The organism is Streptomyces sp. NPDC090106 (assembly GCF_044747265.1).
Taxonomy (GTDB): domain Bacteria; phylum Actinomycetota; class Actinomycetes; order Streptomycetales; family Streptomycetaceae; genus Streptomyces.
Genome location: NZ_JBIVDS010000009.1, coordinates 344066 through 369860 on the forward strand (window position 1 = coordinate 344066; position 25795 = coordinate 369860).

General features: G+C 71.2%; 29 protein-coding genes. 13 read left to right on the forward strand and 16 right to left on the reverse strand.

The window, feature by feature from the left end:
- The first annotated feature begins 187 nt into the window (after positions 1–187).
- The 5 genes from ACIPSE_RS28865 to ACIPSE_RS28885 all read left to right on the forward strand — a co-directional run bounded on the left by ACIPSE_RS28865 (position 188) and on the right by ACIPSE_RS28885 (position 5140).
- Positions 188–556 (forward strand): STAS domain-containing protein, encoded by a 369-nt coding sequence (locus ACIPSE_RS28865; RefSeq protein ID WP_401667892.1) that lies wholly within the window; start codon positions 188–190, stop codon positions 554–556.
- Between the two features lie 220 nt (positions 557–776).
- On the forward strand, positions 777–2414 hold the full coding sequence (locus ACIPSE_RS28870) for a PP2C family protein-serine/threonine phosphatase (RefSeq protein WP_401667894.1): 1638 nt from the start codon (positions 777–779) through the stop codon (positions 2412–2414).
- Positions 2411–3505 (forward strand): B12-binding domain-containing protein, encoded by a 1095-nt coding sequence (locus tag ACIPSE_RS28875; RefSeq protein ID WP_401667897.1) that lies wholly within the window; start codon positions 2411–2413, stop codon positions 3503–3505. Before ACIPSE_RS28870 ends, ACIPSE_RS28875 begins: the two co-directional genes overlap by 4 nt.
- Positions 3502–3903: an STAS domain-containing protein gene (locus tag ACIPSE_RS28880; RefSeq protein WP_401667899.1), complete on the forward strand. Its 402-nt coding sequence runs from the start codon at positions 3502–3504 to the stop codon at positions 3901–3903. Before ACIPSE_RS28875 ends, ACIPSE_RS28880 begins: the two co-directional genes overlap by 4 nt.
- 223 nt (positions 3904–4126) lie before the next feature.
- Complete coding sequence (locus tag ACIPSE_RS28885) at positions 4127–5140, forward strand: sporulation protein (RefSeq protein WP_401667901.1); 1014 nt, start codon at positions 4127–4129, stop codon at positions 5138–5140.
- Between the two features lie 97 nt (positions 5141–5237).
- Here ACIPSE_RS28885 and ACIPSE_RS28890 read toward each other — a convergent pair whose 3' ends face one another.
- Entirely contained in the window at positions 5238–6185 is a 948-nt protein-coding gene (locus ACIPSE_RS28890; protein ID WP_401667903.1) for a M56 family metallopeptidase, read from the reverse strand.
- Positions 6186–6191: 6 nt separating this feature from the next.
- Positions 6192–6581, reverse strand: coding sequence for a BlaI/MecI/CopY family transcriptional regulator (locus ACIPSE_RS28895; protein ID WP_401667905.1), 390 nt, complete (start codon positions 6579–6581; stop codon positions 6192–6194).
- Positions 6582–6720: 139 nt separating this feature from the next.
- On the opposite strand from ACIPSE_RS28895, the gene ACIPSE_RS28900 reads away from it, so the two are divergent.
- Together ACIPSE_RS28900 and ACIPSE_RS28905 are read left to right on the forward strand one after the other, a co-directional pair.
- A complete protein-coding gene (locus ACIPSE_RS28900; RefSeq protein WP_401667908.1) occupies positions 6721–7296 on the forward strand; it encodes a TerD family protein in 576 nt (191 codons plus the stop codon).
- A gap of 173 nt (positions 7297–7469) precedes the next feature.
- The gene (locus ACIPSE_RS28905; protein ID WP_401667910.1) at positions 7470–8174 is read left to right on the forward strand and encodes a hypothetical protein; all 705 of its coding nucleotides are present in this window, start codon (positions 7470–7472) and stop codon (positions 8172–8174) included.
- Here the strand turns inward: ACIPSE_RS28905 and ACIPSE_RS28910 are convergent.
- Genes ACIPSE_RS28910 through ACIPSE_RS28925 form a run of 4 tightly spaced genes read right to left on the reverse strand, consistent with a single transcriptional unit; the run spans position 8171 to position 10298 of the window.
- A complete protein-coding gene (locus tag ACIPSE_RS28910; RefSeq protein WP_401668292.1) occupies positions 8171–8665 on the reverse strand; it encodes a GNAT family N-acetyltransferase in 495 nt (164 codons plus the stop codon). The genes ACIPSE_RS28905 and ACIPSE_RS28910 overlap by 4 nt on opposite strands.
- Positions 8666–8685: 20 nt before the next feature.
- Positions 8686–9117, reverse strand: a complete 432-nt coding sequence (locus tag ACIPSE_RS28915) for an arsenate reductase ArsC (RefSeq protein ID WP_401667912.1) — start codon at positions 9115–9117, stop codon at positions 8686–8688.
- Between the two features lie 45 nt (positions 9118–9162).
- Positions 9163–9903: an aquaporin gene (locus tag ACIPSE_RS28920; RefSeq protein WP_401667914.1), complete on the reverse strand. Its 741-nt coding sequence runs from the start codon at positions 9901–9903 to the stop codon at positions 9163–9165.
- On the reverse strand, positions 9900–10298 hold the full coding sequence (locus ACIPSE_RS28925) for an ArsR/SmtB family transcription factor (protein ID WP_401667917.1): 399 nt from the start codon (positions 10296–10298) through the stop codon (positions 9900–9902). The genes ACIPSE_RS28920 and ACIPSE_RS28925 overlap by 4 nt, the downstream gene beginning before the upstream one ends.
- A 79-nt stretch (positions 10299–10377) precedes the next feature.
- Here ACIPSE_RS28925 and ACIPSE_RS28930 point away from each other — a divergent pair, with 79 nt between their 5' ends.
- Together ACIPSE_RS28930 and ACIPSE_RS28935 are read left to right on the forward strand one after the other, a co-directional pair.
- Positions 10378–10812 carry an ArsI/CadI family heavy metal resistance metalloenzyme gene (locus tag ACIPSE_RS28930; RefSeq protein ID WP_401667919.1) on the forward strand — a complete coding sequence of 145 codons (435 nt, stop codon included), beginning with the start codon at positions 10378–10380 and terminating at the stop codon, positions 10810–10812.
- Positions 10813–11124: 312 nt separating this feature from the next.
- Entirely contained in the window at positions 11125–11307 is a 183-nt protein-coding gene (locus ACIPSE_RS28935) for a hypothetical protein (RefSeq protein ID WP_401667922.1), read from the forward strand.
- Between the two features lie 106 nt (positions 11308–11413).
- On the opposite strand, the gene ACIPSE_RS28940 is transcribed toward ACIPSE_RS28935, so the two are convergent.
- Positions 11414–12442, reverse strand: a complete 1029-nt coding sequence (locus ACIPSE_RS28940) for a LacI family DNA-binding transcriptional regulator (protein WP_401667924.1) — start codon at positions 12440–12442, stop codon at positions 11414–11416.
- A 6-nt stretch (positions 12443–12448) separates the two neighbouring features.
- Positions 12449–15508, reverse strand: coding sequence for an aminotransferase (locus ACIPSE_RS28945; protein ID WP_401667926.1), 3060 nt, complete (start codon positions 15506–15508; stop codon positions 12449–12451).
- Between the two features lie 346 nt (positions 15509–15854).
- Here ACIPSE_RS28945 and ACIPSE_RS28950 point away from each other — a divergent pair, with 346 nt between their 5' ends.
- The 4 genes from ACIPSE_RS28950 (at position 15855) to ACIPSE_RS28965 (ending at position 19279) form a co-directional block, all read left to right on the forward strand.
- A complete protein-coding gene (locus ACIPSE_RS28950; protein WP_401667929.1) occupies positions 15855–16847 on the forward strand; it encodes a DUF1353 domain-containing protein in 993 nt (330 codons plus the stop codon).
- Positions 16848–16973: 126 nt separating this feature from the next.
- Positions 16974–17681, forward strand: a complete 708-nt coding sequence (locus ACIPSE_RS28955) for a restriction endonuclease (protein WP_401667931.1) — start codon at positions 16974–16976, stop codon at positions 17679–17681.
- A gap of 83 nt (positions 17682–17764) precedes the next feature.
- On the forward strand, positions 17765–18229 hold the full coding sequence (locus tag ACIPSE_RS28960; RefSeq protein WP_401667934.1) for a hypothetical protein: 465 nt from the start codon (positions 17765–17767) through the stop codon (positions 18227–18229).
- A 234-nt stretch (positions 18230–18463) separates the two neighbouring features.
- Positions 18464–19279, forward strand: a complete 816-nt coding sequence (locus tag ACIPSE_RS28965; protein WP_401667937.1) for an SAM-dependent methyltransferase — start codon at positions 18464–18466, stop codon at positions 19277–19279.
- A 226-nt stretch (positions 19280–19505) separates the two neighbouring features.
- Here ACIPSE_RS28965 and ACIPSE_RS28970 read toward each other — a convergent pair whose 3' ends face one another.
- From ACIPSE_RS28970 to ACIPSE_RS29005, 8 genes are all read right to left on the reverse strand, one after another.
- The gene (locus ACIPSE_RS28970) at positions 19506–20129 is read right to left on the reverse strand and encodes a hypothetical protein (RefSeq protein WP_401667939.1); all 624 of its coding nucleotides are present in this window, start codon (positions 20127–20129) and stop codon (positions 19506–19508) included.
- 31 nt (positions 20130–20160) lie between these two features.
- Positions 20161–20700 carry an RNA polymerase sigma factor gene (locus tag ACIPSE_RS28975; protein ID WP_401667942.1) on the reverse strand — a complete coding sequence of 180 codons (540 nt, stop codon included), beginning with the start codon at positions 20698–20700 and terminating at the stop codon, positions 20161–20163.
- 8 nt (positions 20701–20708) lie between these two features.
- Positions 20709–20936 carry a hypothetical protein gene (locus ACIPSE_RS28980; RefSeq protein ID WP_401667945.1) on the reverse strand — a complete coding sequence of 76 codons (228 nt, stop codon included), beginning with the start codon at positions 20934–20936 and terminating at the stop codon, positions 20709–20711.
- Positions 20937–21061: 125 nt separating this feature from the next.
- Positions 21062–21946, reverse strand: a complete 885-nt coding sequence (locus ACIPSE_RS28985; RefSeq protein ID WP_401667948.1) for a TauD/TfdA dioxygenase family protein — start codon at positions 21944–21946, stop codon at positions 21062–21064.
- A gap of 28 nt (positions 21947–21974) precedes the next feature.
- The gene (locus ACIPSE_RS28990) at positions 21975–22835 is read right to left on the reverse strand and encodes an ABC transporter ATP-binding protein (protein WP_401667950.1); all 861 of its coding nucleotides are present in this window, start codon (positions 22833–22835) and stop codon (positions 21975–21977) included.
- Positions 22822–23880: an ABC transporter substrate-binding protein gene (locus ACIPSE_RS28995; RefSeq protein ID WP_401667952.1), complete on the reverse strand. Its 1059-nt coding sequence runs from the start codon at positions 23878–23880 to the stop codon at positions 22822–22824. The genes ACIPSE_RS28990 and ACIPSE_RS28995 overlap by 14 nt, the downstream gene beginning before the upstream one ends.
- Before the next feature lie 92 nt (positions 23881–23972).
- The gene (locus ACIPSE_RS29000; protein WP_401667954.1) at positions 23973–24869 is read right to left on the reverse strand and encodes an ABC transporter permease; all 897 of its coding nucleotides are present in this window, start codon (positions 24867–24869) and stop codon (positions 23973–23975) included.
- 451 nt (positions 24870–25320) lie between these two features.
- Entirely contained in the window at positions 25321–25746 is a 426-nt protein-coding gene (locus tag ACIPSE_RS29005; protein WP_401667956.1) for a hypothetical protein, read from the reverse strand.
- Positions 25747–25795 lie beyond the last annotated feature (49 nt).

Sequence of the window (25795 nt, forward strand, 5' to 3'; positions counted from 1 at the left end):
GTCCTCCCCGGCGCCGAGAGCCCGAAGCGAACCGGATCGCCCCACGACCTCCGGGTCGCGGCGGCGCGTGAGAGCGAACTCCTCGTGGGTAGTGTGATGCGGCAGCCGTCCCGGCGCAGGGTGAAGAGGCCCGCGGACCAGTCGTACCGGGTCACCTTTCCGGTTGCCCAGAGCGGAGTGTGGCGACATGTCTCGTTGGGAGGCGGCCCACGAGGCGGTCGTGGTGCGTTCGCGGGCCGTCGGCTCGGTGTGGGTGATCACCCTGCAGGGGGACTTCGACTTCGAGAGCAACAACGCGGTCGACGAAGCCGTGGCCCAGGCACTGTGCACCGTCACGTGGCCGATCGTCTTCGATGTCACCGGCGTCAGCTTCTGCGACTCGCAACTGCTGGGCAGCCTGCTGCGGGCCGCGGGCGCGAGACGGGTCGGCCTGGTCGGGGCGAACTCGCTCGTGCGCCGTCTGACGGAGGTCACCGGCACCGACCATCTGCTGGTCGCCCACCCCGACCTGGACTCGGCACGCGCCGCTCTGACAGCGGAACCTGAGTCCGACTGAGCCGTTGTGAGGCTTATGTGTCCGTTCTGGGGGCAGGTTGCAGCCAGGGCGACCGATGCGGGATGGTTGCCGTACGGCACTTGTTCCCGATGGTCGGAAGGTGGTGAGGTGCGCACGACGCGCACCTCCGCTTGTGTCCTCTCCCCACGCTTCATCCCTTCGCCAGTCCGGCATCCGCCAGTCCGGCCTTCCCCGGTCCGGGTCTGACGTCCGGATCGATGTGACCCGGGCCGACGCCCCCTACCCCGTGCTGGTCGTCGATCGCACCGGCGGCCTCGTCCGTCTGAACGAAGCGGCCCGGCTGCTCCTGGACGAGGCCGGCGACGGCGCGCCGCACGAGCGTCAAGTGCCGTCCTGGCTCACGGAACCAGGCCCCGAGGACAGCGACCGTCCCAGCGACGGCGAGGGGCCTCGCGACGGCACGCGCCTCCGCTCCGGGTTCGTCAACGGCCGCTTCTACGAGGCCCATCGGACGCTCGCCGACAACGGCGACGCCCTGTGGTGGCTGATCGACTGCACCGACCGGCGGCTCGCCGAGACCGCCCTGCGCGACGCCCGGTTGCGGTCCGAGGTGCTCTCGGAGGTCTCCAACGCGCTGCTGTCCACACTGAACGTGCCCCGTTGCATGGAGGTGGCCGCGACGATGGCCGCGGAGCACCTCGCCGAGGCCGCCGTGCTCGTCGCCCCGCCGCAGGGGCGCCGTTTCCCCCTCACCTACGCCCACCGCGGCGGACCCGTCACACAGACGCTGCGGAAGGTCGACGTCTCCGGCGTACCGGGTCTCAGCGAGGCGCTCCAGGGCTTCCCGCCGGTACCGGCCCGCTGGATCGACCCCGCCCACATCCCGCAGTGGGTGATCCCGGACGGCTTCGAGGGACCCGTCGGCTCCGTGATCGTCGCCCCGCTGCCCGGCCACGGCGTACCCGCCGGTGCGCTGATCCTGCTGCGTTCCAGCACCGAACGCGCCTTCACCAGCGGCGAGGAGGTGTTCGCGCGCCTGTTCGCGGCCCGGGCCGGCGCGGCCCTGTCGGCGGCACGGCTGTACACCGAACAGACGTCCATCGCGGCCACGTTGATGCGCGACCTGCTGCCGCCCGCGCTCCAGCACGTCCACGGCGTCGAGTACGCGGGCCGGTACCGGGCGTCGAAGGACCACGAACAGGTCGGAGGGGACTTCTACGACGTCCATCCCGGCCCCGACCCCTCACAGGAGACCCTGGTCGTACTGGGGGACGTGGCGGGCAAGGGCCTGGACGCGGCCGTCCTGACCGGCAAGATCCGCAACACGCTGCACGCGCTGCTGCCCCTCGCCGACGACCACGGGCGGGTCCTGGAACTCCTCAACGGTTCGCTGCTCTCCTCGCACCACACCCGCTTCGCCACCGTCGTCCTCGCCTCCGTACGCCACCGCCCGGACCGCGTGGAGTTGCGGCTGACCAGCGCCGGGCATCCACCGCCGCTGATCGTGCGCCTGGACGGGACGGTGGAGGAGGTACCCACGCACGGCACCCTCGTCGGCGCCGTGCCCACGATCCGGACGCACACCGTGGAGGCGGCACTCGCGCCGGGCGAGACGTGTCTGCTCTACACCGACGGCGTGATCGAGGCCCGGGGCGGGCCCTTGGGCGACGACTTCTTCGGCGAACACCGGCTCCGCCGGGCCCTCGCCGACTGCGGCGGCATGCCGGCGGAGGCCGTGGTCGAGCGGGTGCAGATGCTGGCCACGCAGTGGGTCGGCGGCGGACGGCACGACGACATGGCCGTGGTGGCCGTCAGCGCGCCCAAGCCCAGCTCCTTGACGGTGGCCGACGCCTTCCGGGAACTGCGGGGCGGCGCGGACGGCGAGGGTCCTCGATGAGTCGGCCCACCACGGCGGTGCCGGTGGCGGAGCGGCTGTGGGAGGCTGTCGCCGCGGGCGACGAGCGGGCCGCCGCCGCGGCCGTGCACCGGGCGTTGAGCGAGGGCATGGACGAGGAGACGCTGCTGCTGGAGGTCGTCGCCCCGGTCCAGACGAAGGTCGGGACCGAATGGGCCGCCGACCGCCTGACCGTCGCCCAGGAACACGCCGCGACCGCCATCAACGAACGGGTGGTCGCCGCCCTGGCCCACCGCCGGCACCGCGACGGCGGCCCCGGCTCCGCCCCGGCCCGGGGCAGGGTCACCGTGAGCTGCGTGGACGGCGAGTGGCACGCCTTTCCGGCCCGGCTGGTCGCCGAGGTGCTGTCGCTGAGGAACTGGCAGGTCGACTTCCTCGGCGCCCAGACACCGACCCTGCACCTGGTCACCCACCTGCACCGGACCAACCCCGACGCCGTCCTGCTGTCCGGGTCGATCCCGCTGCGCCTGCCCACCGCGCACGCCGCCATCACCGCCTGCCAGGCCGTCGGCGTCCCGGTCCTCGCGGGCGGACGCGCCTTCGGGCCCGACGGCCGCTACGCCCGCAGCCTGCGCGCCGACCGGTGGGCGCCGGACGCGCGGGGCGCCGTCGCCGTACTGGAGGAGGGGATGGCGCGCCCCGATCCTTCGATGAGCCGGCAGGCGGTGGACGACCTGCCGCATCTGGCCGATCAGGAGTACACCCTGATCGTCCAGTCGCGTCCCCAGCTGGTCAAACAGGCGCTGGTCGACCTGGAGGCCCGCTTTCCCGCGATGCGGGCGTACAGCGAGGAGCAGCGGGAGCGGACGGTGGAGGACCTCGCGCACATCGTGGACTTCCTGGCCGCCGCGCTCTACGTCGACGACGTCGAGCTGTTCACCGCGTTCCTCACCTGGACGGCACACATCCTCCAGGTGCGCGGCGTCCCGGTCGGCTCACTGACCACGGGCCTGGAGGTCCTCGCCCACCGGCTGTCGGACTTCCCGCGCGCCCTGACGCTCATCGACCAGGGAGCCGCCGCCCTCGCCGCGTGTGCCGCCGGTCCCGTTCCAGGCTCCGAGACCCCTGCATGAGCGACCTCTCCCCCGTCGACTTCACCCTGACCGTCCTGCGCGAGCCCGCCACCCTGGTCGTCCGCGTGAGCGGGGAGCTCGACTACGACACCAGCGACGACCTCGTCGCCACGGTCACCGAGCATCTGACAGCCCCCGGAACCCCGCCGCGCGCGGTGCGACTCGACTTCACCGGTCTGACGCTGATCGACTCCTCGGGGCTCTCGGCCCTGCTGATGGTCCACCGGCGCACCCGCGCCCTGGGCGCCGCGCTCCATCTGGACAACCGGCCGGTGATGCTGGAACGCATGCTCCAGATGACCAACATCCTTGATCATCTGCTCAGTTGCGGATCCGAGGGGTCCGTACCGGCCCACGACGGCCTCCCCGCCGGCTCCCCCAGCGAGCAAGTGGGCTGACGCCCTCGGGCACACCCGCCGCGGCGCCCGCCCCGGTCTCGCTCCGGCCAGGGCAAAGGCCACTTCAGGCCGTTTCCGCCAGGGTCGGGCGGGCCGAGCCCCCGCGCGGGCCCGGGAACCCTATCCTTCTACACGCCTGTAGAGGAGCTGCGGTCGAAGGGTCCTCACGGCATCACACGCTCGTACAGAGCAACACACGCACGCATAAGGAGTGGACGCCACGATGGTGTTCAAACGACTGCTCGGGGCGCTCGGCGTGGGCGGGCCCACGGTGGACACGGTGCTCGACCCGGGTCCCGTACGGCCCGGCTCCGCACTCACGGGCCGGGTCCATCTCCAGGGCGGTGACTCGGACTTCGAGATCGAGCACATCACCCTGGAGCTGGTCGCGCGGGTCGAGGCCGAGCACGAGGACGGCGAGAGCGAGGGCGTGGTCGTCTTCGACCGGTTCACCGTGGGTGGCGGCTTCCGGCTCGCGGCGGGCGACACGCACAGCGTCCCGTTCACCGTGGCGGTGCCGTGGGAGACGCCGATCACCGAGCTGTACGGGCAGGGGCTGGGCATCGTGCTCGGCGTGCGGACCGAACTGTCCGTGGCCGGGGCGAAGGACAAGGGTGATCTCGACGCGCTGACCATCGGCCCGCTGCCGGCGCAGGAGGCGATCCTGGAGGCGCTCGGCCAACTCGGCTTCGGTTTCCGGTCCGCCGACCTGGAGTACGGCCGCATCGGCGGCACCGGGCAGCAGTTGCCCTTCTACCAGGAGATCGAGCTCACTCCCGCGCCGCGGTACGCCGACCAGTTCAACGAGATCGAGCTGACCTTCCTCGCGGGCCCTGGCGGCATGGAGGTCGTCCTGGAGGCCGACAAGCGCGGCGGCCTCTTCTCCGAGGGCCACGACTCGGTGACCCGGTTCACCGTCTCCCACGAAGGCGTCGAGCACCAGGACTGGAACGCGGTGGTCGACGGCTGGCTGCGGCAGTTGACGGAGCACCGGGCCGCGTACGGCTCGCACACCGCCCACGGGTACGACGCCTACGGGCACGGCCAGGGGCACGGACACGGCGGCCACCATCACGACGACGGCCACCGCTCGGGCCCCGGCATGGGCACCGCCATCGCCGCCGGAGCGGCCGGGCTGGCCGTGGGCGTGGTCGGCGGGATGGTCGCGGCCGAAGTGGTCGACGAGGTGGGGGACTTCTTCGAGGACGAGGACGAAGAGGGCGGCGAGGAGGACTGACGGGACCGGCAGGCGCGCCAGGGCGGGTCGGCGACAGCCGGCCCGCCCGCCGTGCGCGGGGTGCCGCCAGGCCCTCGGTCTCAGGCGGAGCGCCCGGTCACAGCGGCGTGGCGGCGTGCAGGATGACCAGCATGGTCACCGCGGAGTTCGCTGACGACATCGCGGAGGCCACCGTCCCCGCCGCCGCGCCCCAGGCCGCCAGGCCCATCGCGGTGAACACCGACGGCCAGTCGCGCCCGGCGGGCGCGGGGCCGAGCAGAGCCGCCACCCGGCGCGGCACCGGTCCCGGCGCGGCGAACCCGGCGAGCGTCAGCGCCGGGGCACCCCGGGAGACCAACGCCGCCTTGCCGATCGCACGCGCCACCGTACGACGGCTGCCGACCGCTTGTGCCGCCTCCTCGTCGGCCCATCGCTCCGCCGCGTACGTGACGGCCGTGCGGAGCGGTCGTAGCAACGGGTTGGCGTGCGAGGCGAGTTGGACGGTGAGGAGGAAGCGGTGGTGGCGGGCGGCCAGATGGGCGCGCTCGTGGGCGAACAGCGCGCGGCGCTCGGCGGGTTCCAGGCAGTCCAGCAGCGCGGAGGTCACCACGACCCTGCCGCGGCCCCGACCGGGGAGACGGCCACCGGGGAGCGCGTACGCGTACGGCACGTCGTCGGGCAGGACGACCACCTCGGTGCCGGGCAGCCCGGCGAGCGCGCGGTGCGCCCGGCGCCGTACCCGGCCGTGCCGCCACAACGCCCGCGCGCAGACGGCCAGTACGACGAGCAGGGTGGGGATGGCGGCCTTCCCGGCGATCTCGTCGAACGGGACGGCCGCGCGGACCTCGGGGTCGGACCAGCCGTCGGGCAGCGGATTGCCGGGCAGTTGGGCGGTGCCGACGACCATGAGCAGCGCGAGGCACAGCGTGCTGCAGGCCGCCATGGCCGCCGCGACCCCGGTCAGCAGCCGGGTCGCGGTGCGCGGATGCAGATGCTGTGCGGCCAGGCGTGCCACGGGCCACGCGGTGAGCGGCAGGACGAGCGGAAGAAAGACGAACACCCCCATGAGGCTTCAGTCTTCCCCTTCGTCGCGTGCGCGACCCAGCAGTTCACGCAGGACACGTTCGTCGTTCGGCTCCAGGCCGGTGACGAAGCTCGCCAGCACCGCCTCCCGGTCGGTCTCCGCGTCGAGCACCCTGCGCATGCGGTGGGCGGCGAGACCGGCCTCGTCCGAGGCGGGCGTCCAGGCGAAGGAGCGCCCTGTCCGCTCCCGGGTCACCACGCCCTTGGCCAGCAGCCGGGTCAGGATCGTGACCACCGTCGTATAGGCGAGACCGGCGCCGAGACGCTCCTGGACCCAGCCCGCGGTGGCCGGTTCGCCGGCCTCCCGCAGGGCCGTAAGGACCTGCGCCTCCAGCTCACCCTGCCCCCGCCGCCTGGGACCGTGCAGCTGTTCCGTCACGCCCTGCCTCCCCTTGCCTTCGACTGTCCACCTTGACCGTCGGCTTCGATTATCCGCAATTCTCTGAACTTCTACAGTGTTGTAGATTCTAACTCGGCCCGCACCGCGGCCGGACCGACCCCGTACGGAGGTACGAACCATGGGTGTTTCCCTGTCCAAGGGTGGCAACGTCTCGCTGAGCAAGGAGGCGCCGGGGCTCACCGCCATCGTCGTCGGCCTGGGCTGGGACGCCCGCAGCACCACAGGCGCCGACTTCGACCTCGACGCCTCCGCGCTGCTGCTGAACGCGTCGGGCAAGGTCGTCACCGACCAGCACTTCGTCTTCTACAACAACCTCACCAGCCCGGACCGTTCGGTCGAGCACACCGGCGACAACCTCACCGGTGAGGGGGACGGCGACGACGAGAGCATCAAGGTGAACCTGGCCGCCGTGCAGCCCGACGTCGACCGGATCGTCTTCCCCGTGTCGATCCACGACGCCGACGCGCGCGGCCAGAGCTTCGGGCAGGTCCGCAACGCGTTCATCCGCGTGGTGAACCAGGCCGGCGGCGCGGAGATCGCCCGCTACGACCTGTCCGAGGACGCCTCGACCGAGACCGCGATGGTCTTCGGTGAGCTGTACCGCAACGGCGCCGAGTGGAAGTTCCGCGCGGTCGGCCAGGGCTACGCGTCCGGCCTCGCCGGGATCGCCTCCGACTTCGGAGTGAACGTCTGAGGCAGGTCGCCACGTACATCTGAGGCGGATCGCGACGCACGTCCGAGTCGGACGGCGGCGCGCGTCCCGCACGGGCGGGATCGAGCCCGAGTGCAAGCCGGAGCGAAGCCCGACGACGTGCCGAGCCCCACGCCCGAGAACGAACCGCGGCCCCGCCGGGTCCCTCCCGCTGGATGCGGACCCGGCCCCGGCCGCACCCCATCCGCGAGGAGGCCCCGCTGACCGCCCCGTTCCGCCTTCGCCCCGAGGACCGGCCGGACTTCGAGACCGTTCTGCACCTGGCCCTCAACACCCCCGACATCCGCACCGTCCTCACCGCCGACCCCACCGGCCGGGCCTCCGCCCGGCTCCGCCTGCGCGCGCTCACGGACGCGGACGAGATCGCGGTGGCGGCCCGGGACGAGTACGACACGTACGTCACCCTGCACGCCTCGGCCAACGAGACCACCGCGGCCCACGAGAGCGACGAGGGCCGCACCGAGGGCGAGAGCAGCCTGCTCCCGGCGCTGGCCGTCCTGACACCGGCGATCTCCGGAACGTCCGCCGCCGTCCTGGTCGTTCTCGGCTATCTCCTCCGACTGGCCGACACACAGGGTTCCTTGGCAGGCTCCCTGATCACCGCGGGCTGGATCCTGGCCCTGATCGCGACGGTCAGCACACTCACCGCCGTGGCCGCCCTGCTCGTCCACGCCGTACGACGGCACCGCGGCCCCGGCCACCCGGCCCGCCTGGCGCAGGCGCGCCTCGAACAAGCGCGGATGGACTGGCAACAGGCGCTGCTGACAAGGGGGATGCTCCCCCGGCTGCGGCACTACCTCGACGCCGCCCCTCACCGCGCCACGGCTCCCGACGCGCAACCACCGACCGGGGTGTCCTAGCCGCCCGCCGGGGCTTCCCGACCCACGACAGGGCTGCGTCGCTCGATGAGGACGACATCGCGCCAGACACCGTGGTGCCGTCCGACGCGTTCCCGGGTCCCGACGATCCGGAACCCGGCCCGGCGGTGCAGCGCCAGGCTGCCGGTGTTCTCCGGGAAGACGCCCGACTGGACGGTCCAGATCCCCGCCGCCTCGGTGGAGGCGATGAGCGCGCCCAGCAGGGCGGCGCCCACTCCCCTGCCGCGCGCGCGGGGATGGACGTACACCGAGTGCTCGACCACCCCCGCGTACACGCAGCGGTCCGAGACCGGCACCGCGGCGACCCAGCCGAGCACGGTGCCCGCCCCGTCGAGGGCGACGTGGCGGTGGCCCGGCAGCTTGGTGGCGTCGAAGTGCTCCCAGGCCGGAGGGGCCGTCTCGAAGGTGGCGTCGCCCTCGTCGATGCCGAGTCGGTGGATCTCCAGGACCTCGTCGGCGTGCTCGGGGCCCATGGCCGCGATGCTGAAGGCGGTCACGGCGCCGCTGTCCCGGTCGCCGGGGCGATCTCGTCGAGGAGAGTCCGGATGCGCTGTTCGATCCGGTCGCGGATGGGCCGGACGGCGGCGACGCCCTGTCCGGCCGGGTCCGGGAGCTCCCAGTCGAGGTAGCGCTTGCCGGGGAAGACGGGGCAGGTGTCGCCGCAGCCCATCGTGATGACCACGTCCGACGCCTGGACGGCCTCCACCGTGAGCACCTTGGGGGTCTCGGCGGAGATGTCGACGCCCACTTCCGCCATGGCCGCCACGACGGCCGGGTTGACCGTGTCGGCGGGCGCGGACCCCGCGGAGCGCACCCGCACGCGGTCACCCGCCAGATGCGTGAGGAAGGCCGCGGCCATCTGGGAGCGCCCGGCGTTGTGGACGCAGACGAAGAGCACGGACGGGCGTGCGGCGGGACTGTTCATCGGCGGATGCGGCTTTCTGTACGGAGACCGGCGGGCGGATGGCGGTCAGGGGAAGGCTGGGGCACGTTCACCGCCGACTGGCCCGACGGGAGCGGCCGTTGAGGGAGCCGATCGCCCGAACACCGCGACCACCAGACCGAGCCCCGCCACGCCTCCGGCCAGTTGGGCCCCGATGAACGGGACCAGCGAACCGGGGGCGATACCGGCGAAGGTGTCGGTGAACGTGCGGCCGATGGTGACCGCGGGGTTGGCGAACGACGTGGAGGACGTGAACCAGTAGGCCGCACCGATGTAGGACGCCACGGCGACCGGCCCCATGTGGGCCCGGCCGGTCCGGGCGAGGCCGAGGATCAGCAGGACCAGACCGGCGGTGGCGACCGCTTCGCCCAGCCACAGATGACCGGCGAACCGCTCGTGCGTGGACCACCGGACGAGCGGCTCGCCGAACATGGCGTCGGCCACGACCGCCCCGGCGACGGCTCCCCCGACCTGAGCCGGGAGGTACGCGACGACGTCCCGCGCGGTGAGTCCGCCCGCACCGCCCCCGCGTCCGGTGAACCAGGCGGCGAGCGTGACGACGGGGTTGAAGTGCGCGCCGGAGACCGGGCCCAGGAGCGCGATGAGCACGCCGAGGCCGAGGACCGTGGCGAGCGAGTTGGCCAGCAGTTGCACACCGACGTCCCGGGTCAGCTCGGTGGCCTGGATGCCGGAGCCGACGACGACCGCGACCAGGGCGGCCGACCCGACCGCCTCGGCGACGACCCGGCGGCCCAGCGGAGCGCTCACCCGGCCGCTCCAGCGGTCCGCGACGGGGCCAGGAAGGCGGCGAGCCGGTCCAGGGTGGCGGGCAGGGCCCAGTAGTAGACCCATGTTCCGCGCCGCTCGCAGTCGATCAGACCCGCTTGCCGGAGGAGCTTGAGATGGTGCGAGATCGTCGGCTGGGAGAGGTCGAAGGCGGGGGTCAGATCACAGACGCAGACCTCACCGCCGGCCCGCGAGGCGATCATCGACAGCAGACGCAGACGCACCGGGTCACCCATCGCCTTGAAGAGCTTCGCCAGCTCCGCCGCCTGCTCCTCGCCGAGCGGCGCGGCCACCAGCCCGGGGCAGCAGACCCCGCCCTCGCCGTTCTCCTCGCAGGCGCCGCTCTCGTCGAGCACCACAAGCTCTTGTTTCGACATGCTTCTATATTGACATCCTTCGATGCAGAGCGCAATCTTGAATCGACAGACATCAATACAAGCCGATGGGAGCCGTGCCATGTCCCGTGCTCAGCTCGCGCTGCGCGTCAGCGATCTCGAAGCCTCGATCACCTTCTACTCGAAGCTCTTCGGCACCGAACCGGCCAAGCGACGCGAGGGCTACGCCAACTTCGCCATCGCCGAGCCCCCGCTCAAGCTCGTCCTGATCGAGGGCGAGCCCGGCCAGGCGACCGGCCTCGACCATCTCGGCGTCGAGGTCGAGTCCACCGACCAGGTCACCGCGGCCACCACCCGGCTCAAGGACGCCGGACTCGCCACCTTCGAGGAGAACGACACCTCCTGCTGCTACGCGCTCCAGGACAAGGTCTGGGTCCACGGCCCCGGCAAGGAACCGTGGGAGGTCTACGTCGTGAAGGCGGACGCCGACACTCTCGACAAGAACACCGAGCCCGGCGACCCCGGATGCGCTTCAGGATGCGCCTGCGGCCAGTGATCCCGACGGAGGCGCCGGACCGCGACTCCCCCACCGACGCTTCCGGCCCGTTCCGGAAGAGCGCCGGGTGAATTCCTGGAATTCGAGCGCGGAATCGACGAATTCGCGGCTCGCGCAAAAATACGCCGGCGCCGTCGTTTGGAAGGAATTCGACGCAGAGACTCTGCCCCAGCTTGAGTAGCCGAACACCACCTCACGCCCCGCCGAGTCGGGTAGACGCCTTTCATAGCCATCTACCCTGTGATCGGGCAGATGCATTGCGTAGATTTTTTCTTCCGGATCGGAAAAGCGTCTGGAAGGCCGGTGGAACACATGCCCGAACCGATCACGATGGGAGTGCTGGGGGCAGCCGCAGCCAAGGGGGCTGCGGGCGCCGCAGGGGGAATCGCGGTGAAGGAGACGTGGCAAGCGATCAAGAAGAACCCTGAAGTCGCGAAGGCGGCCGCGAAGGTCGTCCTGGCGGCGACCGGTGTCGTTCTCCCGCTCGACACGTAGCGGGAGAGCCGCGCTCAGGAGGGGGCGGAGCACCGGCTCGGCGCGCCGCCCCCTCCCTCGCCGCCACAGCACCGTCGAGGGGGCGACCGCTCGCCCGAAAACGCCTTCACCGAGCGCGCGTGGAGGCCCGGCAGATCAGTTCGACGGGCAGCGTCCGGGTGGTTCCTCGGGGTGTCTCCCCGGAAATGATCTCGCACAGCAACCGGGCGCATTCCGCGCCCGTTTCGCGCGGACGCAGGTCGAGCGCCGTGATGGGCGGCTCGGCGGTCCGCATCGCCTGGCTGTCGACGCAGGACGCCAGGAGCAGGTTCTCGCCCACCACGCGACCCGCCGCCCGGACCTCGGGCAGGACGGCAGCGGCGGCACTGTCGGCCGCGCAGAGGATCGCATCGGTCTCCGGCGCCCCGGACAGCAGGTCCCGGACGACGTTGCGCAGCACCTCGGGTGGAGAGCCCGACGGCGCCTCGCCGACGAGTGCGGGCAGGCCGCGCTCGGCGCACCAGCGGGCGTGGGCGCGCTGGAGGGTGAGCGCCCGGTCGCCGGTGGTGCCGGAGGCGACGAACGCCGGACGGCGGGCGCCCGACTCGTGCAGATGGTCGAGGAGTTGAGTCATCGCGGTGTCATGGTCGGACCGGACGATCCCGGTCACCCGCGGGTCCCCGACCTGGCACTCCGCCGTGACGACCGGGAGTCCGTTGCTCATGAGCCGCTCGACGACCGGATCCCGGGCCATCGGGTCGCACAGCACCAGCCCGTCCGCCTGCGGGACCGTGGCGTGACGGTCCGGGAGGCGCCCGGAGGGGATCAGGGTGACGTTCAGTCCGGCGCGGGCCGCCTGCTCGGCGACGCCGAAGACGAACGACATGCCGTACTCGGCGTTGTCGAGGAACTCCGGGACGTGCAGGGCGATGGTCTCGGTCATCAAGGTGCGCAGGCTGCGGGCGCTGCGGTTGGGGGCGTAGCCGAGCCGCTCGGCGGCCTCCAGGACCAGTCGGCGGGTCGGCTCCGCCACCCGGCCGTGGCCACGCAGCGCGTCCGAGGCGGTGGTCTTGGAGACCGCCGCCTCCCGTGCCACGTCGGCGATGGTGGGCGGGATGCCGGGTCCGGGCCGCACGACCGGCCGCCTAGCCGGCATCGCGGGTCACCATCCGTGTGTCAGCACGTCGTCTAGGGCGGCGACGAACACGTCCGCGCTCTCCCGCGTCAGACACAACGGCGGCTTGATCTTCAGCACGCACTGCCGGTCCGAGGTCGGCTGCATGACGACGCCCAGCTCGCGCAGCCGCTCGCAGATCGCGGCGGTCTCCTCGGTCGCCGGCTCCAGGGTCGTCCGGTCGCGCACGAACTCCACGCCGAGGTACAGCCCTGAGCCGTGCACCGTGCCGATCAGCGGGTGCCGCTGGCCGAGTTGGAGGAGCCGCTCCTTCAAGTAGCCTCCGACGTCGCGGGCGTTGGCTTGCAGGTCCTCGTCGCGCAGGGCGTCGAGAACGGTCAGCCCGACCACCGAGCTGACCGGGCTGCCACCGGCGGAGGAGAAGAAGTAGCCCTGGGTCCGGTACGCGTCGGCGATCTCGCGTCGGGTGATCACCGCTCCGAGCGGGTGCCCGTTGCCCATCGCCTTGGCGACGGTGACGATGTCCGGGACGACACCCTGCTGCTCGAAGCCCCAGAAGTGGGTGCCCAGCCTGCCGTAACCGACCTGCACCTCGTCGGCGACGCACAGGCCGCCGACGGCGCGGGTGGCCTCGTAGACCTGTTCCAGGTAGCCGTCCGGGAGGGCCATGCCACCGGCGTTGCCGTAGTAGGGCTCGCAGAGGAAGGCGGCGGGCGGTGTCCCCTGTCCGGCGAGTTCGCGGATCCGCTCGGCGGCCTCGGGCCCGTACCGCCACGCCTCCGCTCCCCGGTGGCTGCCTCGGTAGGAGTTGGGGGCGGCGACCGTGTGCACCCAAGGCGGGCGTGAGGCGAGGGCGTTGGGGTTGTCGGCGACGGAGGTGGAGACGGCGTCGCTCGCGTAGGTCCAGCCGTGGTACGCCTCCTCGACCGCGACCACGTCCTGCCGCCCGGTCGTCGCCCAGGCCAGACGGAGCGCGAGGTCGACGGCCTCCGAGCCGCTGTTGACCAGGAACACGGTGTCCAGTTCGGCGGGGAGGAGTGCGGTGAGCCGCTCGGAGAGTTCGACCACCGAGGCGTAGTGGAAGCGGGAGTTGGTGTTCAGCCGCTGCCACTGACGGTGCACGGCGCCGCTGAGCGCGGGGTGGCCGTGGCCGAGGACGGTCACGTTGTTGAGCATGTCCAGGTAGCCACGGCCCTGCGCGTCGACCAGGTGATGACGCCAGCCGCGCTCGATCCGGGGCGGGGCGTCGAAGTAATGCTCTTGGACGGTGGCGAAGGCGCGGTTTCGGCGGTCGAGCAAGTCGTCGCGCGGGACGGACGGTTGGGCCTGCATCGGGGTCGGGGGCAGGGTGGGGTCCGGAGTCGGTGGGTGGGTGAGGAGCGAGGTGGGGTCCGGAGTCGGTCGGTGAGTGAGGAGCGAGGTAGGGTCCGGGCACACCTCGATCCAGCCGGCGGCGAGTTCGGGCTCGGCGAAGCGGGGCGGGTGGATGTCCCGTGGCGCTGTGGAGAGCTGGACGGCCAGGAGGTGGGTGCCGTCCCGGTCGGCGACCGTGCCGAGGAGTTCACCGGCCCGGACGGGAACGGCGTCAACTGTGCTCTCGCGGTCGGTATCGATACCGACCGGGAGAGCACAGTTGACGCCGTCGAGGAGCAGCGTGGGCCCGTCCCCGTGCAGGGAGACGCCGTCGGCCGCACGCCGGACGAGCGTCCCCGCCCAGGGCGCCCGCACCTCCAACGGCCCGGCGAGGAACACCTCGACGCCCAGCGCGCAGGTCGCGGCGGCATCCTGGGTGTCGACCTCGGTTCGGGTCAGCCGGAACTCCCCGTGCCGGGTCATCACGGCGCCCCGGCCCTCCGCCAACACGTCCACGGCAAGGGCGTGTTCGGCACCCTGCCCCTCCAGCCAACGCCCCTCGTGCAGGTCGTCGCTCTCCGCGGAGAGGTCGAGCACGCGCACGTCGTCCGACAGTCCGGGCAGCAGCGGATGCCCGGTGACGGGCGCGGTGCGTGCCGCCGGACGGCCCAGGGCGTGCCGCAGCCGGGCCGTCATCACCTCCGCCGGGACCGACGCGGCGGTCTCGAACATCGCCCACTCACGGTCGAGCGCGGCCGAGGCGTAGGCGTTGTCCGGGTCGAGCAGGGCGTCGTACCGGCCACTGACCACCAGGACTCCGGCGCGCAGCACGATCAGCGGCCACAGCACCGCCAACTCCGCGTCCGCGAGGGGGCGTACCTCGTGGAAGGCCCGTACGGCGGGCAGCACGGAGGTGGGTCCGGCGCCGTGGTGGTGCAGTACCGAGGTGCAGGCGACGGCTAGTTCGGACACCGTCCAGCCGGTGCCGAGGTCGCCGAAGTCGATGACGCCGACCGGCATGGGACGGCCGTCCGGGCCCGTCTCGCAGACCACGTTGTTGTCGGTGACGTCACCGTGGATGACCTGCGTAGGGAGGGTCTCGGCGTACGGCCGCACCAGCGCCCACGCGGCACGGGCCGCGGCGGTGACGCGTTCGGCGCGCGCCCGGTCGGTGAGGTGCGGTGCCAAGGCCTCGATCACGGCGGGGGCCTGGGCCAGATCCCACAGCCGTCCCGGAGCGTCCTCGGCCGCTTCGCGCTCCGCTGCGTCGAGGTCCGCCAGCCCGGCCGCCACGCGCCCGGCGAGCTCGCCCAGCCGGGCGACGACCGCCGGCGCGAGGTAGCGGCTGTCCATGACCGGCTCGCCGGGCACGTAGTCGAGCAGGCGGCAGGCGAGCTCGACGCCGTCCACCGAGAGCCACTGGACGGTCTCCCCGTCGACGCCTTGGTGGGCCCGGGGCAGCCGAAGCCCGGGGAGGGCGTCCGCCAGGAGGCCGATCGCCGTGCACTGGGTCCGCAGGGCGTCTGCGGACGTGGCGGGGTTGGCGATCTTGAGGACGTAGTCGCCGGTCGTCGTGCGCACGCGGTAATTGCGGTCCTGCTGGCTGCCGAGGTCCTCCAAGGTGCCGCGCACACCGAACCGTTCGGTGAGCAGCTCCGTCACCTCGGCCTCACCGACGGCGGGCATCGGCCCCACCAGCCAGTCGGCCACGGGGAGGCCCGAAGGAAGAGCCATTGGTTCACTCCGCTTCTCATCAGCACGAACAGGCTCGGCGCACTCACTGCCGGAACGTTCCGGCAACGGTAGGTCGACACCCCGAATCGGTCAACGCCTCCCCAGGTGCCGGTCGCGCCCCGTGGGCTCCCGCTCGTGTCTCCTCCCCCGCACGCGATCTTCCGGCGAGCCGGGAGGAGGCACCATGACAGGGCGAACGGTGTACGACTCGCCGCGGAGAGGAGTCGTACCGGCGACAGCCTGGAATGAACGGAGGAGAAGCCGGAGGCCCGTCCGGCACGTCACCTGTCCGACAAGAGACTCGTCCAGCAAGAAGTCCAGTCCGTCCGGCAGGAGGGAGGCGCACATGCCCGAGTCCGACGGCATCGCCCCGATCACCGGTCCCCCGACCGGCCCCATCACCGGCCCCCCGACCGGTCCGATCCCCGCCCCCATCACCGAACAGCCCCACAGGTTCTACGACGGTGGTCTCGGCGCCTCGGCGAACCAGCAGGGAGTCCCGCCGGACCCCGGCAAGGATGCCCGTATCGAGCTGAAACGGGTCTTCGAGGCGCGCCGCGAGTCGTTCATGATGCAGCGCCGCATCGCCTACCGTGACCGGCACCTGGGTGAGCTCCTGGTGCCCCGCGAGACGGCCTCCTTCCGCACGGACCTGACCTCGGTACCCGCGTTCCTCACCTGGCTCGTGCCGAAGACCGGCGAGCACCTCCCGGCCACGCTGCTGCACGACGGTCTCCACCACCCGGCGGGCGTCCCCGAGTACACCTCCACGGAGGGTCACGTCGTGCGGCGTGCGGAGGCCGACCGGGTCCTGCGCGACGCCATGGCCGACGCGGGCACGGCGCTGATCCGGCGGTGGCTGATCTGGTCCGCCGTCGCCATGGTGACCATGCTGGAGGGCAAGGGCACGGGCTGGCCCACGTGGCTGCGGTGGCGCTACCGCCTGACCGTGGGGCTGACCCTCCTCGCCATCCTCGTACTCGGCACGTGGGCCACCCTCGACCTCTTCGACACCCTGCCCTCCTGGCTCGGGCCGCTGTGGTGGATGGGCGACCGGCCCTGGTGGGCGGAACTGGTCGGCGGCCTGTCCGCCGCCCTCGTCCTGTCGTCGGCGTGGTCCGCCACCTGGGGCCGGTTCTGGAAGGCGGGGGCGGTCGTCGCCATCAGCCTGACGGTGCTCCTGCACGTCACCGCGGCACTTCTCGCCATCACCGCCGCGTACCAGTTCATGGAGCGCCTCACGGCGAAGGCACCGAAGACGGCACTGGTCACGGCAGCCCTCGCCATGCTGGCGGCTCTCGCCGCGTTCGTCGCGACGGTCCTCACACGGGGTGGCTAGCCGCCCTCCGCCCTCTACGGGACGGAACGACGAAACGCACGGCCGCCCTGGCCGAGAACTCCCTCTTGGCCGCCCGCCGGGCCCCTTCCACACTGGCAGGAGGGTCCGGCCGGCCGAGGGGGTGCGATGGCAGCCAAGAAGGGGCGTCTACGCAAGGTCATGCGCCGTCTCGATCCCAGGTGGCGCGTCGGCTTGTCGGTGGCGCTCGCGCTGGCCGTGCTGGTTCTCCTTGCGCAGACCCCCTGGCTGCTGGTGACGGTCCTCTGCCTCGGCGCCCTCGCCGGTGCGGGATGGGTTCTGCGGAAGGCCCATCTGCGGGAGCGGACCGGGGACTTGGCCTGGCGGGAGCAGGATCGACGGATGGAACTCGAACGTTCCATGACCGTCATCGACGCCATGAGCTGGCAGGACTTCGAACAGTACGTCGCCGAACTGTGCCGTCGCGACGGCTGCACCGGCGTGAGCGTCACCGGAGGCTCGGGCGACCTCGGCGCGGATGTCGTCGGCACCCTCCCCGACGGACGACGCCTGGTCGTCCAGGTCAAGCACTACGCGGCCGACCGGACCGTGCCCAGCGGGGACATGCAGAAGTTCGTCGGCACCGCGAAGCTCGAACACAAGGCGGACGTCGCCCTGTTCGTCGCCACCTGCCCGTTCGGCCAGGCCGCCCGCGAACTCGCCCTACGGCACGACATCACCGCCCTCAACCGCGACCTGTTCGGCGCCTGGAACAGCGGCGCGCGTCTGCAGTCACTGCTCCCCCTCAACGGGTCGGGCGACGGACCACGCCGACGACCGAAGAGCCTGCGCAAGCCGGGCGCGGGCACGCCGTAGGAGGGCCTCTGGCGGGCACGATGCCCCGTGACGCCGAAGCGAAGCTGTCGCTCTCAGCGGAAGAGCCGGGGTAGAACAGGGACATGGACGCCGGAGCACTTGAACGGATGCTGGACGAGGCCTTCGACCATGCCATCGTGCGCCACGGTTTCACCGACTACATGCGTGACTACGAGGTCGTCGTCTTCATGACCGCGGACCCGAGGACCGGGATCGAGCCGTCCTATGTTCGGTATCTCTTCCGTCACTGCGTGGAGGCGAGGTGCGAGACGGCAGTGCCGGCCGAGACATGGGAGCGGTCCTTGGACGACCGCCTCATCGACCACGAGACCGGTGTGGACCTCGAAGGCTTCGTCTGGGGTGTGAAGTGGCAGCCCATGTACCCAGGGGCCAAGGTGCTTCCCGCATCGGATGCGAGCCGCCGCTGGTCACGTGCACTCGGACTCGACTTCCACGAAGTCCTCATCGAGACCAACACCCATCGGCTGACCCTGATCTTCTCCGAACTCCGAACCATCGAACTCACTGACGATGAACGCTCCCTCTGACGAACGGGCGGGCCGTCACCGCCGTCGGCGGACCGCTGCGACGAGTTCTGGACGGCAACCTGCTGAAGGCCGTGAGCGGCGCGGGCCGCCTCGCGCGGGCCTGGGAGCGGAACGGCTGCCGGGGCGCCCTCCTCGTGGCAGATCAACTCCTCAACATGGGGGCGTGAAGCAGGCGTTCGGACGTAGGTTGTGCCGTGGATGATCCATACCCCGGCTGAAAGACTGACGCGACCCATGACTGACCCCTCGGCGACGCCCGAACCAGCGGAGCACCAGAAGATCGACACCTCGGTGCCGCACTCCGCCCGCATCTGGAACTACTGGCTCGGCGGCAAGGACAACTACCCCGTCGACGAGGCGGCCGGCGACGCCTACACCGACGTCTTCCCGGGCATCGTCACGATCGCGCGCAGCAGCCGCGCGTTCCTGCGCCGGAACATCTCCTATCTGGTCACCGAGGCGGGCATCCGGCAGTTCCTCGACGTCGGCACGGGCCTGCCGACCGCCCAGAACACCCACCAGGTCGCCCAGGAACTCGCCCCCGAGGCGCGGATCGTCTACGTCGACAACGACCCCATGGTCCTGGCCCACGCCCGCGCCCTGCTCTACTCGACCCGCGAGGGCGCGACCGCGTACATCGACGCCGATGTCACGGACCCGGACCGCATCCTCGCCGCGGCCTCCAAGACGCTCGACCTCAGCCGGCCCACCGCGCTCATCCTCAGCAACATCCTGGGCCACGTCGCCGATCACGCCCAGGCCCACTCCATCGCGACCCGCCTGATGGACGCCCTGCCCTCGGGCAGTTACCTCTCCATCAACGACGGCTCCCGCGGCATCGACCCGGTCTTCGAGCAGGCCCAGGACGCCTACAACAGCAGCGGCGCCGTGCCCTACAACCTCCGCTCCGTCGACGAGATCACCGCCTTCTTCGACGGCCTCGACCTCATCGAACCCGGCGTCGTCTCGGTCACCCGGTGGCGCCCGGAGCCCGACGCGGCCAACGCCGAGATCATCGCCGAACACGGCGGCCTGGCACGCAAGCCGTAGTCGGCCGCGCCGATCACGACACTTGGGGGACGGCGGACCCCGGCCCCCAAGTGGTCAGGGCACACCCCGACAACCCAACGCACAGAAGCACACGCCTCGCCACCGATCGACCTCGGCCGATGGCTCCTGTCCCTCGATCACACGTCTTTTCAGAACGCTCTGGTAGCGACGTCGGCCACTTCAGGGCCGGGCCTCGCGAAGAGCTGCCCGGTGCGGGCTTCTTGGCTCACCCCTGGGTGGGCACGCTCTCACCGGCGTCCCTGAACAGGCGCAGTGCCCTGACCTCGATGGGCTTGAGGGAAGCGGCTGCCCGTAGCCATGCCTCGACCACGTGTTGGTGCAGTTGGGGGCGTGGGCCCAGCAAGGTGGTGCTGATGCCCGCGCTGTGGTCCCTGAGGGTTCTGAACAGCGTGCGTACTTGAGCCTCCGTCAGATCGCGTGCCTGCAAGCCGGCATGCAGGCACTGGAGTGCACTCGTCACGGCCTGGGTCCTCCCGCGGAGCTCGTCGGACGAGCCGGCGCCGTCCTGGATTCTCTCGGCCATCCGCCCGATGGCCTGGAGTCGGGTGAGAATCCCCTCCAGCCAGGCCGCGTTGGGCGGATCCGTGGAGTCTTCCGTGTGCGCGCTGTCCGTGCCGTCCGTGGAGGGGGGCAGGCTGAGGGGCTGGATGCCGTGGAACAGCTCGCGGCGCAGCGGAGTCAGGGCGGTGAGGCCGGTGCGGGTGTCGAGAGCATCGGCGACTGCACGATTCATTCGGGTGCGGTGCTGGGCCAGAAGTCGGTCCAACGGCTGATCGGGATCGTTGCGCCCGCCCTCGTCGAAGGTGCGGTCAACGCTGTTCATGTGCATCCCCCAATTCTTGGAGGTCGAGGACAGGTGGTCACAGGCTCAGGAGGGCCGTGAGTCGCTTGCGGGCGCGGCTGATGTTCTGCCGTACCGCCGCGGGGGTCATGCCCAGCGCCTCGGCGATCTCCGAGTAGGTGAATCCGTCGATCTCCCAGGCCATGACGGTGCGCATGGTGGGCGGAAGTCGGCGTAGCGCGTCGAGCACGGTCTGCTCGAACTCCGAGACGACCACGGCGGTGAGCGGGCAGGTGCCGCCGGGTCGGTCCGGGACCGGGTCGGTTGGGGCGGTGCGCGTGGTGCTCTGACGCCAGTAGCAACGTTGCGCGGTGACCCGTAACCAGGCCCGCGGGTGATCCAGGGTCCGCCACAGGTCCGGGAGCAGCTTGGTCATGGCCTCGTGCGCGGCGTCGGCCGCTTCGTAGGCCGTGGCTCCCTGGTGCATCAGGAAGACCGTGGCCGCGCTCATCTCCTGCCGGTAGAAGACGTCGAAGTCGTGGCGCCGGAAGAGTACGTGCTCGAGTTCCGCCGGTTCGGTCGCGGAGTGGACAGGAGACGGCAGTCGGTCGATGGTCATGTCGCGCATCACCTCGTCGAAGGGCCGACACTCGTGCCGCCGACCAGTATGTCGACGTCACGGTGTGCGGTCTTCTCGATGAGGCGGCTGCCCGGTGGCAGCAAGCGGGTGCGCTCCGACAGCCCGTGCTCATAGACCTCCGCCCGCCGGAGCTGCGCGCGGATTCTGATCCAGCGGTGGCCAAGACGCAGGATGTACCCGGCTGCGGCGAGACCCGCCGCAGCCGTTGTCGTCATGGGATCCACACCCACCCCCTGTCTCCGGCACGGCGTCCGTCGCGCCGCGCTCCTGTCTATAAGCGAGCAAGGAGCCGTTCTGTGACACCGGACGCGTGGACGCCGCCGACTCGGCCTCGTAGTTCTCAGTCGGTCTCCGCCCCCGGACCGCGCGGAACGTCGCCGCGCAACGTGATCCGGTGCATCACCCGGTGCTGGTCGCCGTAGTCGCGGTTGGCGTAGTGGGATGTGCTTCGGTTGTCCCAGAGGGCTACGTCGCCGGACTGCCAGCGGTGGCGTACGACGTGTTCGGGCTTGGTGAGGTGGGCGTAGAGGATGTCGAGGAGTCCTCGGCTCTCGTGTTCGGAGACACCCGTGATGTGGGACGTGAAACCGGGGTTGACGAAGAGGCCCTTGCGGCCGCTCTCCGGGTGGACGCGTACGACCGGATGCTCGACCGGTGTGAGTGAGGTGAAGACCTCGCCCTCCCAGAGGTTGCCCTGGCCCTGGCGCCGCTGGGCGAGGTAGTAGCCGAACTCGCGGCTGCCGTCGTGGACGGCGGTCAGCGTGTCGATGTGGGCGCGCAGGCCCGGGGAGAGGGAGGCGTAGGCGAGTTGGCTGTCCGCCCAGTTGGTGTCGCCGCCGGTGGGCGGGAGGACGACCGCGCGGAGGACGGAGATGGCCGGAGGCCGTTTCACGAAGGTGACGTCGGTGTGCCAGACGTCGGCGAAGCCGTTGTCCTGACTGTCGAGCGAGTACACCTCGGGGGCGACGTCGCCGGAGTCGTGGACCGGATGTCCGACGGTGACCTCGCCCAGCCGTCGGCCGAAGTCGATCTGGGCGGCGTCGTCGAGACCGTGCTGGCCGCGCACGAAGAGCACCTTGTGGGCCACGAGTGCCTCGCGCAGGGCCAGGATCTCGTCGTCGCCGAGACGGGCGAGGTCGATGCCGTGGATTTCCGCGCCGAAGTTCGGGCCGAGCGGGGTGATCGGAAGACCGGTGGCGGTGGGGCGTTCGGTGAGGATGCTCATGATGCTGTCCCTTTCCTCGTACGGGAGTTCAGGCTGCGGCGGCGGCTTTGACGGCGTGCGAGACCTGGGCCCTCAGCTCGGCGAACTCGGGTGAGTTGCGGAGTTCCTCGGCGTCGACGTCGCCGCGCGGGAGGTCGATCGGCAGGTCCAGGGCCACGGTTCCGGGGCTCTTGGTCAGCACCACGATCCGGGAGCCCAGGAACACGGCCTCTTCGGCCGAGTGGGTCACGAACACCGCTGTACGGTCTGCCTGTTCGGTCACCTGGCGGACGTCCTCCTGGAGGCGCTCCCGGGTCAGTGCGTCGAGTGCGGCGAACGGTTCGTCGAGCAGGAGGAGCGGGTTCTCCGCCGCGAGGGCGCGGGCGATGGCGACGCGCTGCTGCTGGCCCCCGGAGATCTCCCAGGTGCGCCGCTCCTCTGTGCCCTCCAGGCCGACGCGGGCCAGCAACTCCGCCCGGCGAGCGGGCCGTTGGGCGCGGTCGACGCCCGCGTACCGCAATGCCAGGTCAATGTTGCCGCGCACGGTCCGCCACGGGAAGAGCCGTGGTGACTGGAAGACCACGCCCGCCGTGCCGCCCGGCCGGGGCTCGGTGCCGGAGACGAGGACGGAACCGCGGGTAGGGCGTTCGAATCCGGCGACGAGCCGCAGCAGGGTGCTCTTGCCGCAGCCGGACGCGCCGACCAGGACCAGGAACTCCCCCGCCGGGACGGTCAGGTCGACCGGGCCGACGGCCGTGAACCTCTCGCCGTCACGGCCGTACTGGTGAGTGACGTGGTCGATGCGGACCGATCCGGCGCGGCTGACGGCCTCTTCGCCCGCGGTTCCGGCTCGCGGCGTGGCGGAAGGCGTCGCCGCCCGTGTGGCGGCCCTGGTCTCACTTGAGGACATCGGACAGTCCCTCCAGATAGAAGGCCTTGCGGACGGTGTCCTCGGTCGGCGCGGCGTCGATCTGCTTCTGGTCGGCGAGGAACGTGGCGGTGTCGGTGACATAGCCGAGCAGCTTGCCCGGGCCGCTGTCGGTGCCCAGCCAGTCGGCGGAGACGACCTGTTCGGGGGTGAGGAAGACGCCCTGCGCGAGCTGGGCCTCGGCGTCGGACTCGCTGATGCCGATCTCGGCGGCGACGGCCTTCACCGATCCGTCCGGGTCCGACTTCAGCAGGCGCAGTGCCTCGGCCTGTGCCGTGCGCCAGGCGGCGATGGCCTTCGGGTCACGGGAGATCAACTCGTCGGACACGACGGCCAGATCGAGGGTCGGCTTGCCGGCGGCGCCGATCTCCTTGCTGCTGGTGAGCTGGGTGCCGGTCTCCCGCAGTTCGTCCAGGGTGGGGAGCCAGACGTAGGCGGCGTCGATGTCGCCGCGCTGCCAGGCCGCGAGGATCGGCTGCGGCTGGAGGTCGATGAGCTGGACGTCCGAGGCGGCGAGGCCCGCCGCGTCGAGCGCCGCGAGGAGGCTGTAGTGGGACGTCGAGGCGAAGGGGGTGGCGATCTTCTTGCCCTTGAGCCCGGCGACGTCGGTGATGCCGGTGTCCTTGCGCGCCACCAGTGCCTCGTTCTCGCCCGCGACGTCAAGGATCCACGCCACCTTGTACGGGATGGGTGAACTCCCGGAGACGCCACGGGCGAACGGGCTGGACCCGAGAGCGGCGATGTCGAGGGACTTGCCGATGAACGCCTGGTTGACGCTGGCTCCCGAGTCGAACTTGACCCATTTGATCGTGTACTCCGGCAGCGCCTTCTCCAGCAGTTTTCTGTTCTTCACGATCAAGTCGCCGCTGGGGAAGGCGAAGTAGCCGATGCGTAGGTCCTTGGAGCCGCCGGAGGCCGAGGCTTCGCTGTCCGAGGAGCAGCCGGTGACCGTGGCGGCGACCCCGGCCAGGGCACCGGCGAGAAGGAGACGACGGGAGAGGCCTCGGACGGAGGAGGAAGGTGACATGGCGGTGCCGTTTCTGTGCGAGGGACAGGCAGGGAGGGAACGGTTGGCGGGAAGTGCGGAGGCGGTGGTCCGTGCGCCGGTGACGGGCCGGGTCACGCCCGTCCGCGCCACGGCACGAGCGTGCGTTCCAGCCGTAGCAGCAGCCCGTCGATGATCAGCCCGGAGATGCCGATGGCGATGATCCCGACCAGGACGACGGGCGTGTTGTTGTAGTTGGCGGCGTCCTTGACCATGCCGCCGATGCCCGGCAGACCGTTGACCAACTCGGCCGCGACCAGCGAGGAGTAGGCCACGCCCACCGCGAGCCGCACGCCGGTGAGGGTCTCGGGGAGCGCGGACGGGACGACGACGTCCCGGACGACGTCCCACCGTGTCCCGCCCAACGCGCGCGCCGCTTCGAGCAGATGCTTCGGTACGGCCGCGACGGCCGTGGTGGTGGAGACCGCCACGGGCGGGAACGCGGCCACGGCCAGCAGGGTCACCTTCGGCTGCTCGTCGATGCCCAGCCAGATGATGAGCAGCGAGAAGTACGCCAGTGGCGGCAGCGTGCGCAGGAACGTGATCCAGGGCTCGAACAGCGAACGCACCCACCCCACGGTGCCCATGAGCAGCCCGAACACCACTCCCGCGACGATGCCTATCCCGGCTCCCAGCGCGATGCGGCGCAGGCTGATCCCGAGGTGCTCGACGAGAGTGGTGCCGTTGTAGCCGCGCACGCCGTCGTGGGTCGTGGAGACGTCGATGAACGCGTCCCAGACCTTCGCCGGTGCCGGAACCAGCGTCTCGCTCCACGTTCCACTGGCCGCCAGCAACTGCCACAGGGCGAGGAAGACGAGCAAGGAGGCGAAGGGCAGGAGGACATGGCGCACCCGGCCCCGGACGCCGCCTCTCCGTACGCGCGACGGCCGCTTCGACGCCGACGCCACCCTCTCCGTCCCCTTCGATGACGGATCGTCAAGAACATTTTTCGTAGATGGAGTTGTCGACACAGGTGTCCTCCATGGAGGCGCTGGAGCTGTCCGAGCCGCCGTCGGCCGACGCGGGCGGACGAGCCCCGGGGAGAGTGATGCCGGGGTGAGAGAGGGCGCGCCTCACGCGAACGAACGCTTCGAAGCACTTATAAGCACTCACAAGCACTCACAAACGCTTCCGAAACGCTTCCGATCGCTTCAGGAGAGGGCGCGACAACCGGCCTCGCGCGGGTGATTCACCGCGGGGAGGGGCGCGTCAGAAGGGTTCGATCAACAACAACAGGAGTCCGCGCGTCGGCACAGGTCGATGACCAGGCGTCGCACCAAGGACTCAGAGATCATGGGACATAGTTGTACCGCAGCGACGGCCACCGACCAACGGGTGTCCCACCTGCTGGACCCGGCACATCCCGGCCGGGCTCCTCACCGAGCAAGGGCCGACGGCCCCACGCTCCCGGCGGTGCCTGACTCAGCTCGGGTCACGCGAAGCGACATAGTCCGAGGCCTCGGACGTGCACGCGACCCGCGGCTTCCCCGCGGGCACCCAGTGCTCCAGGTGCTGAAGAACACTGAACGCGGTCTCGCCCTCGACGCCCTTCTTCTCCAGGCTCTTCAGGGTCGCGCCGACCACCTTCACGAGACGCGGACCGTCCTCCTCGCAGCGTGGCGCCAGCGCGTCGAGCACCTGCTGGTACTGGACCGCCGGTCTGCCGTCACCGTCGAGCGCCGCCAACTCGTCCCCCGGTCCGGGCGGAGACGTCCGCGTCGGCAGAGCCTGCGCCTCCTGCGTCACGGAACCACCGGAACTCACGGAGGACTTGGCCGCGGCGGCCTCCCCGTCGCCGGAGCCTCCGCACGCTCCGAGCAGCGTCGTCCCGATCAACGCGCCCACCACGACCGCCGATCCCCTGCCACCGCTCGACGACCGTGGCCGCCTCGACACC

Coding starts and splice junctions, on each gene's coding strand:
- ACIPSE_RS28865 (WP_401667892.1), top strand. CDS start 188: ATGTCTCGTTGGGAGGCGGCCCACGAGGCGGTCGTGGTGCGTTCGCGG.
- ACIPSE_RS28875 (WP_401667897.1), top strand. CDS start 2,411: ATGAGTCGGCCCACCACGGCGGTGCCGGTGGCGGAGCGGCTGTGGGAG.
- ACIPSE_RS28880 (WP_401667899.1), top strand. CDS start 3,502: ATGAGCGACCTCTCCCCCGTCGACTTCACCCTGACCGTCCTGCGCGAG.
- ACIPSE_RS28885 (WP_401667901.1), top strand. CDS start 4,127: ATGGTGTTCAAACGACTGCTCGGGGCGCTCGGCGTGGGCGGGCCCACG.
- ACIPSE_RS28890 (WP_401667903.1), bottom strand. CDS start 6,185: ATGGGGGTGTTCGTCTTTCTTCCGCTCGTCCTGCCGCTCACCGCGTGG.
- ACIPSE_RS28900 (WP_401667908.1), top strand. CDS start 6,721: ATGGGTGTTTCCCTGTCCAAGGGTGGCAACGTCTCGCTGAGCAAGGAG.
- ACIPSE_RS28905 (WP_401667910.1), top strand. CDS start 7,470: ATGCGGACCCGGCCCCGGCCGCACCCCATCCGCGAGGAGGCCCCGCTG.
- ACIPSE_RS28910 (WP_401668292.1), bottom strand. CDS start 8,665: ATGGGCCCCGAGCACGCCGACGAGGTCCTGGAGATCCACCGACTCGGC.
- ACIPSE_RS28915 (WP_401667912.1), bottom strand. CDS start 9,117: ATGAACAGTCCCGCCGCACGCCCGTCCGTGCTCTTCGTCTGCGTCCAC.
- ACIPSE_RS28925 (WP_401667917.1), bottom strand. CDS start 10,298: ATGTCGAAACAAGAGCTTGTGGTGCTCGACGAGAGCGGCGCCTGCGAG.
- ACIPSE_RS28930 (WP_401667919.1), top strand. CDS start 10,378: ATGTCCCGTGCTCAGCTCGCGCTGCGCGTCAGCGATCTCGAAGCCTCG.
- ACIPSE_RS28935 (WP_401667922.1), top strand. CDS start 11,125: ATGCCCGAACCGATCACGATGGGAGTGCTGGGGGCAGCCGCAGCCAAG.
- ACIPSE_RS28940 (WP_401667924.1), bottom strand. CDS start 12,442: ATGCCGGCTAGGCGGCCGGTCGTGCGGCCCGGACCCGGCATCCCGCCC.
- ACIPSE_RS28945 (WP_401667926.1), bottom strand. CDS start 15,508: ATGGCTCTTCCTTCGGGCCTCCCCGTGGCCGACTGGCTGGTGGGGCCG.
- ACIPSE_RS28950 (WP_401667929.1), top strand. CDS start 15,855: ATGCCCGAGTCCGACGGCATCGCCCCGATCACCGGTCCCCCGACCGGC.
- ACIPSE_RS28955 (WP_401667931.1), top strand. CDS start 16,974: ATGGCAGCCAAGAAGGGGCGTCTACGCAAGGTCATGCGCCGTCTCGAT.
- ACIPSE_RS28960 (WP_401667934.1), top strand. CDS start 17,765: ATGGACGCCGGAGCACTTGAACGGATGCTGGACGAGGCCTTCGACCAT.
- ACIPSE_RS28965 (WP_401667937.1), top strand. CDS start 18,464: ATGACTGACCCCTCGGCGACGCCCGAACCAGCGGAGCACCAGAAGATC.
- ACIPSE_RS28970 (WP_401667939.1), bottom strand. CDS start 20,129: ATGCACATGAACAGCGTTGACCGCACCTTCGACGAGGGCGGGCGCAAC.
- ACIPSE_RS28975 (WP_401667942.1), bottom strand. CDS start 20,700: ATGACCATCGACCGACTGCCGTCTCCTGTCCACTCCGCGACCGAACCG.
- ACIPSE_RS28980 (WP_401667945.1), bottom strand. CDS start 20,936: ATGACGACAACGGCTGCGGCGGGTCTCGCCGCAGCCGGGTACATCCTG.
- ACIPSE_RS28985 (WP_401667948.1), bottom strand. CDS start 21,946: ATGAGCATCCTCACCGAACGCCCCACCGCCACCGGTCTTCCGATCACC.
- ACIPSE_RS28990 (WP_401667950.1), bottom strand. CDS start 22,835: ATGTCCTCAAGTGAGACCAGGGCCGCCACACGGGCGGCGACGCCTTCC.
- ACIPSE_RS28995 (WP_401667952.1), bottom strand. CDS start 23,880: ATGTCACCTTCCTCCTCCGTCCGAGGCCTCTCCCGTCGTCTCCTTCTC.